At 51.6% G+C, this 15,160-nt stretch carries 20 protein-coding genes, 1 tRNA gene and 1 pseudogene; 12 read left to right on the forward strand and 10 right to left on the reverse strand.

Features of this window, described 5'->3' with window-relative positions; genetic code table 11:
- Positions 1-157: 157 nt before the first annotated feature.
- The 3 genes from PV02_RS05660 to PV02_RS05670 all read left to right on the forward strand — a co-directional run bounded on the left by PV02_RS05660 (position 158) and on the right by PV02_RS05670 (position 1,277).
- A complete protein-coding gene (locus PV02_RS05660; protein WP_256622409.1) occupies positions 158-517 on the forward strand; it encodes an RAD55 family ATPase in 360 nt (119 codons plus the stop codon).
- Positions 495-863, forward strand: a complete 369-nt coding sequence (locus PV02_RS05665) for a DUF7504 family protein (protein WP_256622410.1) — start codon at positions 495-497, stop codon at positions 861-863. Before PV02_RS05660 ends, PV02_RS05665 begins: the two co-directional genes overlap by 23 nt.
- A 153-nt stretch (positions 864-1,016) precedes the next feature.
- The gene (locus PV02_RS05670) at positions 1,017-1,277 is read left to right on the forward strand and encodes a YhbY family RNA-binding protein (protein ID WP_256622411.1); all 261 of its coding nucleotides are present in this window, start codon (positions 1,017-1,019) and stop codon (positions 1,275-1,277) included.
- A 16-nt stretch (positions 1,278-1,293) separates the two neighbouring features.
- Here PV02_RS05670 and PV02_RS05675 read toward each other — a convergent pair whose 3' ends face one another.
- Complete coding sequence (locus tag PV02_RS05675) at positions 1,294-1,656, reverse strand: DUF190 domain-containing protein (RefSeq protein ID WP_256622412.1); 363 nt, start codon at positions 1,654-1,656, stop codon at positions 1,294-1,296.
- A gap of 93 nt (positions 1,657-1,749) precedes the next feature.
- Between PV02_RS05675 and PV02_RS05680 the strand changes: the two genes are divergently transcribed.
- Together PV02_RS05680 and PV02_RS05685 are read left to right on the forward strand one after the other, a co-directional pair.
- On the forward strand, positions 1,750-2,214 hold the full coding sequence (locus tag PV02_RS05680; RefSeq protein ID WP_256622413.1) for a hypothetical protein: 465 nt from the start codon (positions 1,750-1,752) through the stop codon (positions 2,212-2,214).
- Positions 2,177-3,295 carry a cytochrome c biogenesis protein CcdA gene (locus PV02_RS05685; protein WP_256622414.1) on the forward strand — a complete coding sequence of 373 codons (1,119 nt, stop codon included), beginning with the start codon at positions 2,177-2,179 and terminating at the stop codon, positions 3,293-3,295. Before PV02_RS05680 ends, PV02_RS05685 begins: the two co-directional genes overlap by 38 nt.
- A 28-nt stretch (positions 3,296-3,323) precedes the next feature.
- On the opposite strand, the gene crcB (PV02_RS13270) is transcribed toward PV02_RS05685, so the two are convergent.
- The 9 genes and pseudogenes from crcB (PV02_RS13270) to PV02_RS05725 form a co-directional block, all read right to left on the reverse strand.
- Entirely contained in the window at positions 3,324-3,677 is a 354-nt protein-coding gene (crcB, locus tag PV02_RS13270) for a fluoride efflux transporter CrcB (RefSeq protein ID WP_342765634.1), read from the reverse strand.
- Positions 3,678-3,827: 150 nt separating this feature from the next.
- Positions 3,828-4,193 (reverse strand): annotated as a pseudogene (gene crcB, locus PV02_RS13275) (fluoride efflux transporter CrcB); the annotation flags it as partial.
- The gene (locus PV02_RS05695; RefSeq protein WP_256622416.1) at positions 4,186-5,382 is read right to left on the reverse strand and encodes a molybdopterin molybdotransferase MoeA; all 1,197 of its coding nucleotides are present in this window, start codon (positions 5,380-5,382) and stop codon (positions 4,186-4,188) included. The pseudogene crcB (PV02_RS13275) and the gene PV02_RS05695, both read right to left, overlap by 8 nt.
- Positions 5,383-5,397: 15 nt before the next feature.
- Positions 5,398-5,682, reverse strand: coding sequence for a ubiquitin-like small modifier protein 1 (locus tag PV02_RS05700; RefSeq protein WP_256622417.1), 285 nt, complete (start codon positions 5,680-5,682; stop codon positions 5,398-5,400).
- 80 nt (positions 5,683-5,762) lie between these two features.
- Positions 5,763-5,840: transfer RNA gene (locus PV02_RS05705), tRNA-Pro, on the reverse strand.
- Between the two features lie 61 nt (positions 5,841-5,901).
- Positions 5,902-6,675 carry an ABC transporter permease gene (locus PV02_RS05710; RefSeq protein ID WP_256622418.1) on the reverse strand — a complete coding sequence of 258 codons (774 nt, stop codon included), beginning with the start codon at positions 6,673-6,675 and terminating at the stop codon, positions 5,902-5,904.
- Positions 6,676-6,683: 8 nt separating this feature from the next.
- Complete coding sequence (locus PV02_RS05715) at positions 6,684-7,235, reverse strand: UbiX family flavin prenyltransferase (protein WP_256622419.1); 552 nt, start codon at positions 7,233-7,235, stop codon at positions 6,684-6,686.
- Between the two features lie 2 nt (positions 7,236-7,237).
- Positions 7,238-7,615, reverse strand: a complete 378-nt coding sequence (lpdD, locus tag PV02_RS05720; protein ID WP_256622420.1) for a prenylated flavin chaperone LpdD — start codon at positions 7,613-7,615, stop codon at positions 7,238-7,240.
- On the reverse strand, positions 7,616-8,818 hold the full coding sequence (locus PV02_RS05725; RefSeq protein ID WP_256622421.1) for an HD domain-containing protein: 1,203 nt from the start codon (positions 8,816-8,818) through the stop codon (positions 7,616-7,618).
- A gap of 87 nt (positions 8,819-8,905) precedes the next feature.
- Between PV02_RS05725 and cofD the strand changes: the two genes are divergently transcribed.
- From cofD to PV02_RS05760, 7 genes are all read left to right on the forward strand, one after another.
- A complete protein-coding gene (gene cofD / locus PV02_RS05730) occupies positions 8,906-9,823 on the forward strand; it encodes a 2-phospho-L-lactate transferase (RefSeq protein WP_256622422.1) in 918 nt (305 codons plus the stop codon).
- Between the two features lie 150 nt (positions 9,824-9,973).
- Positions 9,974-10,381, forward strand: a complete 408-nt coding sequence (locus PV02_RS05735) for a hypothetical protein (RefSeq protein ID WP_256622423.1) — start codon at positions 9,974-9,976, stop codon at positions 10,379-10,381.
- A gap of 35 nt (positions 10,382-10,416) precedes the next feature.
- On the forward strand, positions 10,417-11,538 hold the full coding sequence (locus PV02_RS05740; RefSeq protein ID WP_256622424.1) for a magnesium chelatase ATPase subunit I: 1,122 nt from the start codon (positions 10,417-10,419) through the stop codon (positions 11,536-11,538).
- An 11-nt stretch (positions 11,539-11,549) separates the two neighbouring features.
- Entirely contained in the window at positions 11,550-12,938 is a 1,389-nt protein-coding gene (locus tag PV02_RS05745) for a VWA domain-containing protein (RefSeq protein WP_256622425.1), read from the forward strand.
- Between the two features lie 51 nt (positions 12,939-12,989).
- The gene (gene hpt, locus PV02_RS05750; protein WP_256622426.1) at positions 12,990-13,544 is read left to right on the forward strand and encodes a hypoxanthine/guanine phosphoribosyltransferase; all 555 of its coding nucleotides are present in this window, start codon (positions 12,990-12,992) and stop codon (positions 13,542-13,544) included.
- Between the two features lies 1 nt (position 13,545).
- A complete protein-coding gene (gene dph2 / locus PV02_RS05755; RefSeq protein ID WP_256622427.1) occupies positions 13,546-14,538 on the forward strand; it encodes a diphthamide biosynthesis enzyme Dph2 in 993 nt (330 codons plus the stop codon).
- Positions 14,539-14,541: 3 nt separating this feature from the next.
- A complete protein-coding gene (locus tag PV02_RS05760) occupies positions 14,542-15,129 on the forward strand; it encodes an METTL5 family protein (protein ID WP_256622428.1) in 588 nt (195 codons plus the stop codon).
- Positions 15,130-15,160: the final 31 nt, after the last annotated feature.

The raw sequence follows: 15,160 nt of genomic DNA on the forward strand, positions 1-15,160 counted from the left end.
TATTGTTTGTTATATGTACATAGCAGAGTAATAAGCTAATATAGGGCGATAATTATATATTGCTCATATTAGCAAAAGATATGCACTTCACTGTAGTCCCAACAGAGCACCGATATGTCAAAAACACTTGTTACATTGTCCCGGTAACGGAGAACCAATGCCCGGTTATTCACTAGGTATCAAGGAACTGGATGATTATTTAGGCAGCATCCGGGAAGGCACCAACCTTATGATGATAGGTCCGCCCATGAGCCGCAAGGACGAGCTTCTGGATGCTATCCTGTCCCACAACCTTGGTGTCGATGACGGCGTGATCATAGTCTCCACCAGGGAGCCCGGAGAAAGGGTGCTCGAATGGTTCACCGAGCAGGGCTTGGACATATCTGCAGCCAACATAGGCATAGTAGACTGTGTTACGAAAACTCTCGGAATGGGCGCGCCTGACACGGCAAGGATCAAGAGGGCTTCCAGTCCTGTGGACTACAGGTATTGGTGTGAAGATCAGCCAGTTCTTTGAGGACTTCTTGGTCAAAAAGAGAATTGGAAAGGTCCGGCTTTCTATCAATTCCCTGTCCACCATACTGATGTACTCGAACCTCCAGACCGTTTTCAGGTTCCTGCATGTTTTCACAGGGCGTGTGAAGGCTGCCAATGGCTTCGGTCTATACGTAGTGGAGGATGAGATGCATGACGCTCAGACCATAGCTACCCTCAAGCAGCTCTTTGACGGCATGATCGAGATAAAGGATATTGGAGACTCTTATGCCATGAGGGTTGTAGGCATGACCTCAAAGCCTACTCCCTGGTTCGAGTATGATATCAAAGGTACGAATATAATTCTTAACAAGCCCAAAGATCTATGATCCGGCATTTGATATATATGCAGAAGCCCGTTTCATGCTGACATGCGCAATAGGGCATAAATGCGGTCCTGACTGTGTCGGACATATGTTTTTCATTCATATCGCTCATAATATACAATCTCAATGAGTCACAATTATCACAGGTGTCAATATATGGAAAAGGACAAATTATACAAGCTGAAATCGGAAGCATCTTCCTTAAAGCCAATACTCAATATAGGTAAGAACGGCATCACGGATCCTGTAATTGAGGAAATAAAAAAGCAGGTAAAGGCATATCGCCTTGTGAAGATAAAGATGCTGAAGACAACTCCTGAGGGAGAGGACTTAAAGCAGGCAGCTGAAAAGCTGGCCGAAGCAACAGGCACAACCCTTATAGAAGTGCGCGGGAGCACAGTAGTGCTCTACAAGTGATCCTGTCCTGGATTTGTCAGGCTTTTCCGGTGAACCTTTCACCGGATACAATCTCTACATTTTCAATGATCATCACTTTTCCGGGCAGCATCCTTCTCAGTTCCGGAATTATTCCTCTTATCCTCTCTTCCCTGTCGACTGCCTGGATTATCACCGGCAGGTCCGTTCCAAGCCGAAGCACACTTGCAGTATGGATCCTGTCATGAACCCCATAACCCTCAATGCAATGATGCACTGTAGCTCCTGCGATGCCTTTCCGCTTTAAGAACTCAAGCACTGCATGATGTGCGCTCTTGCCCATGTGCGTGTCATTCTCGCTCATATATATCCGAAGGAGCATTGCCTTCATATTGTCCGTCTCAACGCTTTCATTTTGCATAGGTTCCCTTTAATCATTACTTATTGCACTGCAAGTGTAAGTGTTTTTGGCTACCTGGTAAGATATATAATCTTAAGATAACAATGTTATCTCATGGAGAAAGGGCGGTTTCCGGTAGTTCTCACAGGAGTTCTTGCACTTCTTATCCTTGCAGGAGGTATCTATGCAGGAGCAGTTCACCTGAAGGCGGATTCTCGCGAACTGAACGTGAATTCCACCCGGGCAGTGAGCCTGGTGCAGGATGACCCGGCAGCAGCTGCCTATATGTCTGACAACTTCAGGGTTTCAGGCTGGAGGGCGACAAAGACCACGCTTATTGAAGGGGCTGAACTGGCAGGTAATATCCCGGCCAACCTTAGTGCAAGCACAGCAGACGACACCCGGGTATGGAAAGTGGAGATCATGGAGCGGACCTGTGCATGTCCCGCGCCAAATAATCTCTATGTGGTTGAAGGCTATGTGGATGCCAGCACAGGAGAAGTCCTTCATGTCAGGACCATGAAGGCCCCGGAGAAAAACTATGAGAGAGAGACCTGTGCCTCAACAGCCTGCCACTAAAGGCCTTCTGGCAGCTACTGCCATCCTGCTTCTTGTCCTGTATATGCCTGCAGCCGCAGCCGTGCCGGATGAGGTGCAGGTGGAATATTTCTACGATACCGCCTGCAGCAAATGCTCGAAAGCGGCTCCCGTGATCGAGGATGTTGCATCCCGTTATGAGACTGCCAATCTTACCTTCTATGATATAAGATCCTCGTACTCGTATGCGCAGCAGTATGGGATAACCCTCGTGCCTGCCGTTGTCATCAACAGGAGTGTTGTCATCACCTATGATGACTACAAAGGGGATACCGCACTGCTTGAGGACCTGCTTGTAAAGGCCATCGAGAACCCTCCTGAGACTATGATCCCTGCCGGTTCCCGGGATGGATCTGCGACAGAAGATCGTGGACTCCTAATTGGCAGGTCCCACCTGCTTGTATTCATAGCCGGGCTGCTCGCGGGTTTCAATCCATGCCTTCTGGCAGTCATGGCTTTCCTGTCCTCTGCCATCCTCTCCTCAAACGGGACACGCAAGGAAATGCTGACCCTGGTTTGCGGTTTTTGTGCAGGGATATTTGTGACCTATATGGTAGTGGGTATAGGGATCCTTAATACTGCCAGTTCTTTCCCCGGAATGCAGGAGACCCTTGCTGAGGCAATGGTCGTGCTGATCTTTGTCCTTGGGCTATGGCACCTTTATGATGCGTACCACATGAGGTCGCATCAGAAAACTACATTCAGAACACCCCGGTTCTTTATCCGTCTCATGGGAAACATCAAAGGCAGGAACATCATGCTACTGTCATTTATGGCAGGGGCTGTATTCTCACTGGTGAAGGCTCCCTGCGTAGGGGCTGTGTACCTTGCGATCCTTGATATGCTTATCTCAGGCAGCGATCTCACCGGTGGTCTCATCTACCTGGGCATCTACAACCTTGGTGTGGTCCTGCCTATACTTGTGCTGGGAGGAATGCTTGCTTTCGGACTGGACCCTGGGAAGGTCTCGGATTTCAAGGAAAGAAGGCGTGTCGAGATACGCCTCATAACAGGGCTGACACTTCTCCTGCTGGCTGTGCTTCTTCATCTTAAAGTGATATGAGCTCGCCGCAGTATGCTGCAATTTCCCTTCAGTGACCGGTGAACAGGTATGCAGCCATGACGCCTGTCATGCACATGGCAAGGTTCAGTGTGATATTCAGCAGGGAGTATTTCGCTTCTCCCTGTTCCATGAGCCTGAAAGACTCATAGGCAAAAGTGGAGAAGGTAGTAAAAGAGCCAAGCACTCCGATGCTTAACAGATATATAAGGGAGTCGGATACGGAGGAGAAAGTGATCAGGGCAAGTGCGAAGCTGCCTATGGTATTCACAGCCAAGGTGCCTGCGGGGATCTCACCTGCTTTCGGGATTGCTCCTGATACAAGGAATCTGAGAACTGCACCTGCAAATCCTCCTGCTCCTACAAGGAGCAGTCCGCTGGTGATAGTAAAACCTCCTGATATGGCCGGAGAAAGTATCAGAACAGCCAATCCGGCGATAGCGTATGCTTTTGGGCTGACATATCTGCCAAAAGGCAGTTCTGCCGTGCTTAAGGCCGAAGGGAGGGCCACTCTTTCCCGGAAGGCGCCAAGGTAGATGACAGACTCCCTGCCTATGAAGACTCCTCCAAGTGTGAGCAATACGTTCTCAAGCATGTACACGGATGCATCCAGTAGCGACATCTGGAAGGTCTGCACCGCAAATGTGGAGAATGTTGTGAAAGAGCCCAGGAATCCTATCCCCAGGAATATCCTGGTCCTTGGGTTCACGTACCCAAGATATTCGGAACTGTAGAGCAGGAATCCCAGCAGGACACTCCCGAGTACGTTAACCGCAAGCGTGCCTGCTGACGGGCTGAAATGGCCTGAAAATGCAAACCTGGCTGTTGCGCCCAGCACTCCTCCCATGCCTATGATGAGCAGGGGGCGGTATTTTTCATAAAAAGCTGCCTGTTCACTCAATCAGTACAACATCCACTTCGTTTCCTTCCTCGTAGCCTTCCACGTTCTCGGGTATGATGACAAATCCGTTGGATTTGGCAATGGAGCTCAGGATACCCGCTCCTGCTGTCATGAGCGGCCGGGCTGTATTTCCTTCAAGGATGACCCTTGCATAGCTCACATAACCTTCCCTGGAGTTGATCTTGCCTGTAAGCCTTGCCTTTACTGTGATGTCAGGTATCTGCGGAATGTTGCCTTTTTTACGTATCGCCGGCTTCCCGAATGCAAAGAGCGCCACCAGGCCCGCGGCAGGATATCCAGGCATGCATAATACGGGTATTTCTCCTATGACTCCGAGGGCTGTGGGTTTACCGGGGCTGAGGCCGACACCGTGCACCAGTTTCTCCCCCATGGAGGCCAGCACATCAGGCACGTAATCCTTCTCCCCTACGGATGTGCCGCCGGAGATCACGATAAAGTCAGCATCCATGTTCTCCGATATGGCCTTCTTTATAAGCTCCCTGTCCTCGGGAACTATGGGGCAGCACCTTGGCTGTGCACCCCACTGCCTTACATACAAACCTATCATCAGGCTGTTGATGTCCAGTGTTTTTCCCGGTGGTGGCACTTCGCTGCTGCTATCAAGCGGGATCAGGTCGTTGCCTGTGGGAATTACGGCTACCACTGCACGGGAGTAAACCTTGACTTCTCTGATGCCTAGGGATGCAAGCACTGCCACATCACAGGGGCGCAGGAGATGACCCCTATTGAATATTATCTCGTTCTTCCTCACATCCTCCCCGATATCGCCTATGTTCTTTCCGGGGTGGACCTGAGCACGCACCTCTATCATATCGCCGATGCATATCGTATCCTCTGTCATGAGCACTGCATCCGCATCGTCCGGCACATAAGCTCCGGTACCGACCGGACAGCAGGTTCCCTCATCAATACCATCCCCTATCTGCAGTATCACGGGATTGGTGGGTGAGGCTCCCATGATATCGGCTGAGCGGACGGCGTATCCATCCATGGCTGAGCGGCGATAGTGCGGGACATTCCGTGGCGCAAGTATGCCGGTGGCAAGCACCCTGCCCACGCCTTCACAGATCGTGATGTTCTCAGTGCGATCAAGAGGCTTTATAGCAGCAAGGAACCTGTCCCTTGTATCGTTCACGCTGCTGCGCTCTTTAAAGATCCTGCTGTCCATGCTTTCCTCTCATGCTCATCCGCCTGACACGGGCGGGAACACGCCGATCTCATCCCCGTCCCTGACTTCCGTTGCCAGGCTTTCCATGTGCTTTACATTATTCCCGTTAAGGAACACATTGATGTATCCGCGAAGCTTAGGCTCGTCGCCTGTTCTCTCAAAAATCATTTCCTTCAGGGCCGGGTACTGCCCCATAAGATTGAACAGCACCTCCTGCACATTATTCCCATCGAGCTGCAGCGAGGACTCGCCCGCGATCTCTCTCAGGTTTGCGAAGAGTTTGACCTTGACCTTTGCCATGGACCCTTATTCTAAACGTATAAGTAATAAAACTATCCAATGTAAGCAATTCCGTAAATGCAGCACAGGTATAAAGTAAATGGTGGGATAGCGCGGATTTGAACCGCGGTCCAAGCGTCCCAAACGCTCGAGGATGGACCAAGCTACCCTACTATCCCAGTCAGAAGGGTAGCTCCTCAATATACTTCTTCACTTAAATAGATTGCGTGAGGATTGGCTCTAATGGTCGCCCGCCTTGTCGAAAGACCAGCTTCCAATGAGTATCATGGTAAAGGAGAACACGATGATTATTGTCATGGAGCGCATGATCGGCACTTCTGATGCCCCGAGAAGCGCCCACCTGAGTGCCTCTACCCCATATGTGAGCGGATTGAGCTGTACGGGTATGCCCAGCCACGGAGGCAGGTTAGCCATGGGGTAGAACGCAGTGCTTGCCATCAATGTGGGGAAGGTGATGAAGGTCATCATCATCTGGAATCCTTCGTGCGATTCTATTCTTGAGGCAAGGGTGATCCCAAGTCCGATAAACCCCATCCCCGTGATAAACATTATCAGGATGCTTAGCAATTGTCCTGTCACGGATACGTATTCCACAACGAACATACCGCTGATCACCATAAGCAGCGTGCCTTGCACCATGGCTGCCGTAACGCCTCCCGCAGCTTTACCAAACGCTGTATAGAAGCGGCTGACAGGCGCCACGAGTATCTCCTTCAGGAAACCGAACTCACGGTCCCAGATGATGGAGACGCCTCCCATGAGCGATGCGAACAGCACGGACATACCGATGATGCCTGGTGCCATGTAGTCTATATAGTTACCTGAACGCATGGTCATTGTGGTGCTCAGGGCGGACCCCATTATTATCAGGAAGAACAGCGGGGTTGCCAGGGACCCGATGATCCTGGAACGTGAGCGCCTGTAGCGAAGCATCTCCCGCAGCCACAGGGTGAACACAGTGTTCAGAGAATGCTTCAGTCCGGTAATCCCCATAATTACAATTATCCCCAGCGTTTGTAAATTTCGTTATTGATCCCCATTAGGTCAAGGGCCCTGCCTGCCATGGAGTTGACCAGGTCGTCTATTGTGGCCGGCCTGGAGTAAAAGCCCGGGCATGCGGGCAATATTATTGCTCCTGCCCTTTCTATTTTAAGCATGTTCTCCAGATGTATCTGGTTGAACGGGGTTTCCCTGGGCATCAGGATGAGCCTTCTTCTTTCCTTCAGGCATACGTCTGCTGCGCGCCCTATGAGATTGTTGGACATGCCGCATGCTATCTCGCCCAGGGTCTTCATGCTGCAGGGGGCCACTATCATCCCGGCGAACCTGTGCGAACCGCTTGCAATAGGTGCGGTGAGCTCTCCTTCGCCATAGACATGGCTTGCCATATCCTCTATCTCGATGACCGAATAGTCCGTCTCTATCTCTATTATCTGCTTTGCAGTCTTTGTTATTACCAGGTGGGTCACGATGTCCATCCTGGAAAGTATCTCCAGCAACCTTATGCCGTATATGGAGCCTGAGGCGCCGCTGATTCCAATGATTATTTCCATTTTTATCCTTCCCGCAGGATGCCGGATAGTTCCTCGATCATCCCTTCCGCAACGGAGACTATTTCCTCTATCTCCCTTTTAGTTATATCGTCCACATGGATGCCGGCAATAAAGACCGTTGTCGAGCGGCTTGCCTCGCTGAGTTCCCTTGCTCCCTGCAGTGCAAGTCCATCCTCCCGGTGTCCCGGCACCGTGACCACAGAGGACGAGGCACGTCCTGATGTGCTGTCAAAGATGCCCACACCCACGGCCCCCACATGTGAAGCACCGCCCGTAAGCTTTACGCTCAGGTCGTTGCCGATGCTTTCCCATTCCAGCAAGAGGTTCGCTCTACCTGCGGCACGCTCGATGCGCCGGGAAGAAGGTTCCTGCTTTTCCATTCATCCCTCCAGGTCCGTCAGGCGGAACTGTTTGATCTCTCTCCTGACATCAAAGAAATCCCTGGCAGCCTTTCCGACCGCATCACGGTTTTCCTGTGTGGTGTAGACCCCCATCTTCCAGTTATCCCTGTGAGCCTGTTCCAGGGTTGCCACCACATGCGAAGCCTCATCCAGGCGCAGCATCCTTCCGTTGACCTTGACAAGGGCTTTCATCTCAACTATCGCGGGGTCCCTGGGTATGTCTATAAGGATCTCCTTGCTGTCAATGCCCACCATGTCGGCGATCTCTGCCTCAATGCGCCTTACGTTCCTGCGCTGTTTGAGCACGCTATCGCCCACCTCCTCGAAGCCCACATACAGTGCTCTCTTGTACAGTCTCCTGCCGTCCAGCCTTGCTGCAAGCTCTCCTGCGTAGCCTCCGTTGTTGCGTATCATCTCGAAGGTTCTGGCATCGTCCATCATCCTGAGTTCAAAGGGATCAAGCATATCCTGGTGAATAAGATCCTCAACCGCTCTCACGAACATAGTTTCGGCTATCCTGGATACGTGATGGTAATAAACAGAGGGGTGCATCAGGAACCTGGAAACAAGCAGTGACTCCGCAGCCTTGACCCCCCCGGCGGCCACTACCAGTTTGTTCTCGTAGAACTGCATCTCGTTTATCAGCCGCGCATGGTCCACAAGCCCGAAAGCGACTCCGGTGTAATGTGAATCCCTCACAAGGTAATCCATCTTGTCCACATCTATCTCGCTGTTGAGTATCTTGCCAAAGTCTGTCTCGCCTTTGATGTGCTTCTCTATCCTTGCCGGATTGATCCCGTGGTCGGCCAGTATCTCGGCAAGCTCTCCCTTTCTGAGTATTTCCCTGATGTCTTCGTGTCCCTGACGGGTATAATGCTTAACGAGGCCCTCGGTCACATGTGAAAAGGGCCCGTGGCCAAGATCATGAAGCAATGCGGCTACCCGAAGTTCCTCTTTCTCATCTCCTGTAACAGTATCTATCCTTGTTGTGAGCATGCCTGCAAGATGCATCACCCCCAGAGAATGTTCAAAACGGCTGTGGTTGGCTCCGGGGTAGACAAGGTTTGAAAGCCCCAGCTGGCTTATCCTCCTGAGACGCTGCATGGGGGATGAGTCTATCAGGGCCAGGGTAAGGGCGTCAAGCTCTATATATCCATGGATGGGGTCACGGATGACTTTCATATGTTTTAAATATATTTCATGGTATAAATGCTATCTTGAGCGTTATCCCTTTATCATCTATACCGATAAGCGCAGAGAGAAATTATCATGCTGGTACTATCAGGCGGGACAGGGACTCCCAAGTTATTGAACGGCCTCCGTAAAGTGATGCCGGAAGAGGATATCACCGTTATAGTGAACACTGCAGAGGACTTGTGGGTTTCCGGTAACCTGGTAACTCCCGACATTGACACTGTGCTTTATCTCTTTTCGGACATGGTCGATCCGGACAAGTGGTGGGGCGTGAAAGGCGATACTTTCCGCACCTATGAGCTCATGAAATCACTCGGGCACAGGGAACGGATGATGCTGGGTGACCTTGACAGGGCCACTCATATAATGCGTACGGAATATCTAAGGGAAGGCCATACCCTGACCGATGCCCTCAGGAAACTCTCGGCATCCATGGGGATAAGAGCCAGGGTGCTTCCCATGTCGGATGATCCCGTATCCACGATGATAGTCACACCTCGGGGTAAGATGCACTTCCAGGATTTCTGGATTGCCAGCCGCGGGGAACCTGAAGTGCTGGACGTCTTCCAGGAAGGGATGGAACAGGCATCTATCTCCCCTGCTGTTGCAGAGGCGCTGGAAAACGGGGATGATGTCCTGATAGGTCCCAGTAACCCCATCACCAGTATCGGACCCATTATCGGGTTGCCGGGAATGGCCGATATCCTCCGGAAGAAGAACGTGGTAGCGGTCAGCCCTATAATAGGCAATGAGCCCGTGAGCGGCCCTGCAGGGAAACTTATGCGCGCGAAAGGCCTGCCTGTTTCTTCTTTAGGAGTGGCTGCATACTACAGGGATTTCCTTGATGTGATGGTTATCGATCAGCGCGATCCGGTGGATGATGCAATGTTTGCTGATATAGGCTGCAGGGTCGTGCGTACTGACACTCTCATGAAGACCCGGGAGGTCAGCATGGAACTATCCCGGCAATTGATACATCTGTTTAAGGCCTAAGGATTATCCCGGCATCAGGCCGGCTTTTTCTTCATATCCAAAAGCGCTTTCATTCACGAAGGTTTATGTAAATACATTTTTATTATTATAATATCATAATAGACTTGATATATTCACAATGACATTAAATACTCTGAAAAAGGTGAAATTTTGGGTGATGAATGGAAAATTGACCTGAAGATCCCTGACGTAGGAACAATGATCACACTGTTCGCAACTGCAGTGTGTTCTGTCATCCTGAGTGCGGCAGAGATCGCTTACACAATGATGTGGATAACCTCGGCATATGAAAGGAACGGCAAGGACTTTTTTATCGACCTTCTGAATGCCAAGGCTCTTACCTGGACAGCGGAGTACATAGTCGTGGCAGGTTCGCTCCTGCTTGTTTCGTCTATCATCTTCCTGATCTCCATGGCAGTTTCATTGTATGAACTGAACGCCCTTGCAAAAAGGGATGATAGAAAGACACATACGAGAGTTATATTCGGACTGTTTGCCATTGGACTTGTATTGCTTTTCCTGGCACTGATATCCGCAATAATACTGAGGTACCTGTAAACACGATCCTGTAATCTTGCCTGGAAGGCGATAAAATGAGCTTGAACATCAGTGGAACAATAACAGAAATCCCCAAAGACATTGAAAAACCAGTCAGTCCTCTGGAGGATGTCATCCGTCCGATAACAAAAGTAGAAAGGGTGTTGTATCCCATATCTGCTGTGGTAGGCCAGGAGAAAATGCTCAGGGCCCTTATACTGAACACGATTAACCCTTCAATAGGCGGAGTGCTTATACGCGGCCAGAAGGGAACAGCCAAGTCCACAGCCGTAAGGGGAATTGCGGAGATACTCCCTGAGATAGAAATAGTCGAAGGCTGCAAGTTCAACTGCGATCCGGCAGATCCGGAGAACTTATGCTGGGAATGCATGGGAAAGCGCTCGAAAGGGACCCTGCGTATCCTGAAAAGGCAAATGAAAGTAGTGGACCTCCCGGTAGGTGCCACCGAGGACAGGGTAGTGGGCAGCCTTGACATAGAAAAGGCTGTCAGGCAGGGAGTACAGGCTTTCGACCCCGGTATCCTTGCACAGGCAAACCGCGGTATCCTCTATGTGGATGAGATCAACCTCCTTGACGATTTCGTGGTTGATGCACTGCTTGATGCGGCAGCTATGGGTGTGAACACCGTTGAGCGTGAGGGAGTGAGCGTAAGCCATCCTGCAAACTTCATAATAGTTGGCAGCATGAACCCGGAAGAAGGAGAGCTCAGGCCGCAGCTGCTTGACAGGATAGCACTCCAGGTGGAGGTCACGGGTATCTATGATGTGGAGCAGCGCATCGAGATAGTGGAGAGGAGGAACCGGTTTAACGAGGATCCGAAGATGTTCATGCGCGAGTTTGAGAGCGAACAGGAAAAACTGCGCTCAAAGATCCTCAAGGCCATGCAGCTGCTGCCAAAGGTGACCACTACAAGGGATAACCTGCGCACCATTGCAGAGATATGCATTGTCTTCAATGTGGACGGCCACCGGGCTGATATCATGATCGAGCGCACGGCGCGCACCAATGCAGCCTACGAGGGCAGGGAGCGCATCACAAACGATGACATCATCGAAGCTGCTGAGATGGTGCTGCCACACAGGATGCGCAAGAGACCCTTCGAGGAAGAGGAATTCAGCGCTGACCAGTTGAGAGCGGTTGTAGAAGGCAATCTCTGAAGGGTGTGCATATGAACTCGGGTGACCATGTCCGGAAACTTAGGGCGAACCTGCCGCGCAACTACGGGGTAAAGGTGATGTACCTGGGCGCAGCCGTGCTTGGCTTGCGCATACCCCGGGAGGGAGTGACGGATATCTGTAAAAAGGACACTGATGCTCTTTACGGGATCCTGTACAGGAACATCGAGCAGATAAGGCCCGGGGAGATAAGCGCAGTCTATATCCTGGCGGACTCCGATCATCTGGAAATGGAACCCTCAAGGTTCTTTGAGCCCCTGCTGGGAGGCATGGCAAACAAAGCCCCCGGGATACCGTCCGCAGAGGCAGGAAATGCCACTGCTTCTATCCTGAGCATGAAGGATGTGCCGGTTTCAGACACCCCTGCTGGTATAATTGACGGGAGCTCAGGTGCCCTTGTTGAACTGATGCCAAGGGAGTATGTGCCTATAGATGCTACCTCCGGGGATGAGGGACATTTGTCGTCTGAGCTGGAGGGCCGTCAGGAAGAAAAAGGTGTCAGTGCAGCTTCTGCAGTGCACAGGGAACTGCAGGAGGACAAGACGGTGGGCAGAATAATGAACGATTTTGCCCGCAACTCCCAGAAGAAGAGACTTGCCTCCGGCAGGCTGAAATCCGGGAGGCGTGCGGAAGTGCTGACCAAGAGCAAGCGTGGGCGCTATGTCCGTTACAGGATGCCAGGCGAGAAGATCACGGATATCGCGATAGCTCCTACGGTGCGTGCAGCTGCTTTCCACGCAAAGGATGGCAAGCTTGAGATACTCAAGGGAGACATCAGGGAAAAGGTCAGAAGGAGGCGCGTCTCAAGCCTTATCACCGTGGTGTTCGATACCTCGGGTTCCATGGACGAACATGATAAGATAATGATCACCAAGGGTGTTGTCGTAGCTCTCCTCAAGGATGCCTACCAGAGGCGTGACAGGGTCTCACTGGTAACCTACAGCGGCAGGTCTTCCCAGCTTGTACTGCCTTTCACGTCATCGGTGGAGGCTGCCAAGCGTTATCTTGAGAAGGTTCCCTTCGGCGGCACCACTCCCATGGCAGCAGGCATGATGACCGGGCTGGACACAATACTGCGCGAAGTGAAAAAGGAGCCTTCCGCTGTGCCGATACTGGTGCTCGTGACAGATGGGACCGCCAACTGTGCCCTGCACCTGGGAGGCAACATCAGGAGGGAAATACTGCAGGTGTGCAAACAGATAGCCAGTCACCATGTCAATATGCTTATGGTGGATATCAGCCCCACGGGCTCAAAACTGGTAAAGGAGATGGCTGAGCAGAGCAAGGGCAGTTACTATCATCCAGGCTCGCTGAGCAAAGAGGCATTGTATTCTGCGATCGCTCAGGAAAGGGACTCGAGGACTGATTTCGCGCTTGTCTAGTACAGGCGCTGACAGCCTGCTTTTATATCATATCGCGTATTAAGCCATATTATGCTTGAAAAACTTCACGAGTCCCTGAGGAACGCCCCTATAGTGCGCAGGGGTGATTATAACTATTTCATACATCCGATATCTGACGGTGTCCCTTTCCTGGAGCCGGAGCTGCTTGAAGAGATCACTGATCATATTCTAGAGATATCCGACATGGATGTTGACAGGATACTGACCATAGAGGCAATGGGTATTCCCCTTGCAACATCCCTTTCCATGAGAACCGGTATCCCCTTTTCAATAATCAGGAAACGTCAGTACGCTCTTGACGGGGAGATCGTTCTCTCGCAGAAGACCGGATACTCAAAGGGCGAACTGTATGTGAACTCCGTGAAGAAGGGCGACAGGGTGCTTATAGTGGACGATGTGGTCAGCACCGGTGGCACTCTCATACCGCTGCTCACCGTGCTCAGGGATGCAGGGGTGGAGGTATCGGATACCGTTGTGGTCATAGAGCGTGGTGACGGCGCTTCAAGGCTGAAGGACATGGGCTTCAGGGTAAAGACCCTTGTCAGGATCAGCGTGAACGAGAAAGGGGTCTGCATAGAGGATTAAGATGGCAGTGGAAGGTTTTGATTTCCAGATAGAGCGCATCGTTTCCATAATCAGGGATACCGGCGCCAGGGTCATAGGCCTGCAGTTCCCGGAAGGCTTCAAGCGCAGGTCGCCTGTAATTGCAGCGCAGCTGGAAGCCGCAACTGATGTAGATGTAATCATATCCGGTAACCCATGTTTCGGGGCATGTGATCTTGACGTGGCCCTGCTGGACAAGGTTGATGTGCTTTTCCATTTCGGTCACGCCCCCCTGGATGATAATGCACTGCAGGACAAGGTGTATTTCATCGAGGTAAGGTCCGGGGTGGATGTATCCGATGTTGTCAGGAAGGCACTGCCTGAACTAAGCGGGCACAGGATATGCCTGCTCACTACAGTGCAGCATGTCCACAAGCTGGAGGATGCCTGCAGGATACTGGAAGCCTGTGGCAAGGAGTGCGTGATAGGCCACGGTGACAGCAAGATCGCCTATCCAGGCCAGGTGCTGGGCTGCAATTTCTCTGCAGGACGCAGGGAGGAGTGTGACGAGTACCTTTACATAGGCAGCGGCGAGTTCCATCCCATGGGTGTGGCGCTGGCAACAGGGAAGAACGTGCTCATTGCAGATCCATTCGTAAATGAGGTCCGCAGGGCCGACTATTCAAGGGTGCTCAGGCAGAGGAGCGCAGTGATAGCAAAATCCCTTGATGCACAGGTATTCGGGATAGTCGTGTCCTCCAAGCCGGGACAGGAGCGCATGCAACTGGCGCGGCAGCTGAAGGAAATGGCCCTCAGGCATGACAGGAACGCACACATACTTATCATGGACCTGGTCACGCCGGACCAGTTGCTCCAGTTCAAGGTGGATGCTTTTGTTAATACGGCATGCCCGCGACTTGCGATCGACGAGGTGGGCAGGTTCAGTGCTCCCATGCTGACGCCACAGGAGTTCGAGATAGTGCTTGGGGAGAGAGACTGGGAGTCGCTTGTATTTGATGAGATCACAGGTGATTGACCCTTGAAACAGCGTAAGCTTGAGATGCTGCTTGAGAGGGTGGAGGGCTTCGAGTCCCCCAGTGCCGCTCTTGAACAGTACGCAACCCCGGCTGTCCTTGCTGCCGAAATACTGCATTTTGCCTACATGCAGGGAGACCTGGAGGACACGGTATTTGACCTGGGGTGTGGGACCGGCATACTTGCCATAGGGGCGAAGCTGCTGGGTGCAAGGGAGGTCACCGGTTTTGATCTGGACAGGAAGGCCCTTGAGACCGCCCGCAGGAACGCCGAGTCTATGGGTGTGGATGTGGAATTCGTGCATGCTGATATCTCTGAGATAGAGGGGCATGCCCATACGGTGGTGATGAACCCTCCCTTCGGTGCCCAGGCCAAAGGCAACGACCGACCGTTCCTTTTAAGTGCCTTGAGAACCAGTGATGTGGTATATTCCATCCATAATAGTGGGAGCCATGATTTTATCAGCAGGTTCATAGGTGATGCCAGGATAAGCGACTGGTATACAACCGCGTTCCCGCTAAAGAGGACATTCAAATTCCATAAGAAAGATGTAGAGATTATCAATGTAGAGATTTACCGCATTATGCGATAAATGCTTAAGGCATAATGCTGTTTTATTCGAG

It is taken from the genome of Methanolobus chelungpuianus, from assembly GCF_024500045.1.
In the GTDB taxonomy this organism is placed as follows: Archaea; Halobacteriota; Methanosarcinia; order Methanosarcinales; family Methanosarcinaceae; genus Methanolobus; species Methanolobus chelungpuianus.

Coding starts and splice junctions, on each gene's coding strand:
- PV02_RS05660 (WP_256622409.1), top strand. CDS start 158: ATGCCCGGTTATTCACTAGGTATCAAGGAACTGGATGATTATTTAGGC.
- PV02_RS05670 (WP_256622411.1), top strand. CDS start 1,017: ATGGAAAAGGACAAATTATACAAGCTGAAATCGGAAGCATCTTCCTTA.
- PV02_RS05675 (WP_256622412.1), bottom strand. CDS start 1,656: ATGCAAAATGAAAGCGTTGAGACGGACAATATGAAGGCAATGCTCCTT.
- PV02_RS05680 (WP_256622413.1), top strand. CDS start 1,750: ATGGAGAAAGGGCGGTTTCCGGTAGTTCTCACAGGAGTTCTTGCACTT.
- PV02_RS05685 (WP_256622414.1), top strand. CDS start 2,177: ATGAGAGAGAGACCTGTGCCTCAACAGCCTGCCACTAAAGGCCTTCTG.
- PV02_RS05695 (WP_256622416.1), bottom strand. CDS start 5,382: ATGGACAGCAGGATCTTTAAAGAGCGCAGCAGCGTGAACGATACAAGG.
- PV02_RS05700 (WP_256622417.1), bottom strand. CDS start 5,682: ATGGCAAAGGTCAAGGTCAAACTCTTCGCAAACCTGAGAGAGATCGCG.
- PV02_RS05710 (WP_256622418.1), bottom strand. CDS start 6,675: ATGGGGATTACCGGACTGAAGCATTCTCTGAACACTGTGTTCACCCTG.
- PV02_RS05715 (WP_256622419.1), bottom strand. CDS start 7,235: ATGGAAATAATCATTGGAATCAGCGGCGCCTCAGGCTCCATATACGGC.
- lpdD (WP_256622420.1), bottom strand. CDS start 7,615: ATGGAAAAGCAGGAACCTTCTTCCCGGCGCATCGAGCGTGCCGCAGGT.
- PV02_RS05725 (WP_256622421.1), bottom strand. CDS start 8,818: ATGAAAGTCATCCGTGACCCCATCCATGGATATATAGAGCTTGACGCC.
- cofD (WP_256622422.1), top strand. CDS start 8,906: ATGCTGGTACTATCAGGCGGGACAGGGACTCCCAAGTTATTGAACGGC.
- PV02_RS05740 (WP_256622424.1), top strand. CDS start 10,417: ATGAGCTTGAACATCAGTGGAACAATAACAGAAATCCCCAAAGACATT.
- PV02_RS05745 (WP_256622425.1), top strand. CDS start 11,550: ATGAACTCGGGTGACCATGTCCGGAAACTTAGGGCGAACCTGCCGCGC.
- hpt (WP_256622426.1), top strand. CDS start 12,990: ATGCTTGAAAAACTTCACGAGTCCCTGAGGAACGCCCCTATAGTGCGC.
- dph2 (WP_256622427.1), top strand. CDS start 13,546: ATGGCAGTGGAAGGTTTTGATTTCCAGATAGAGCGCATCGTTTCCATA.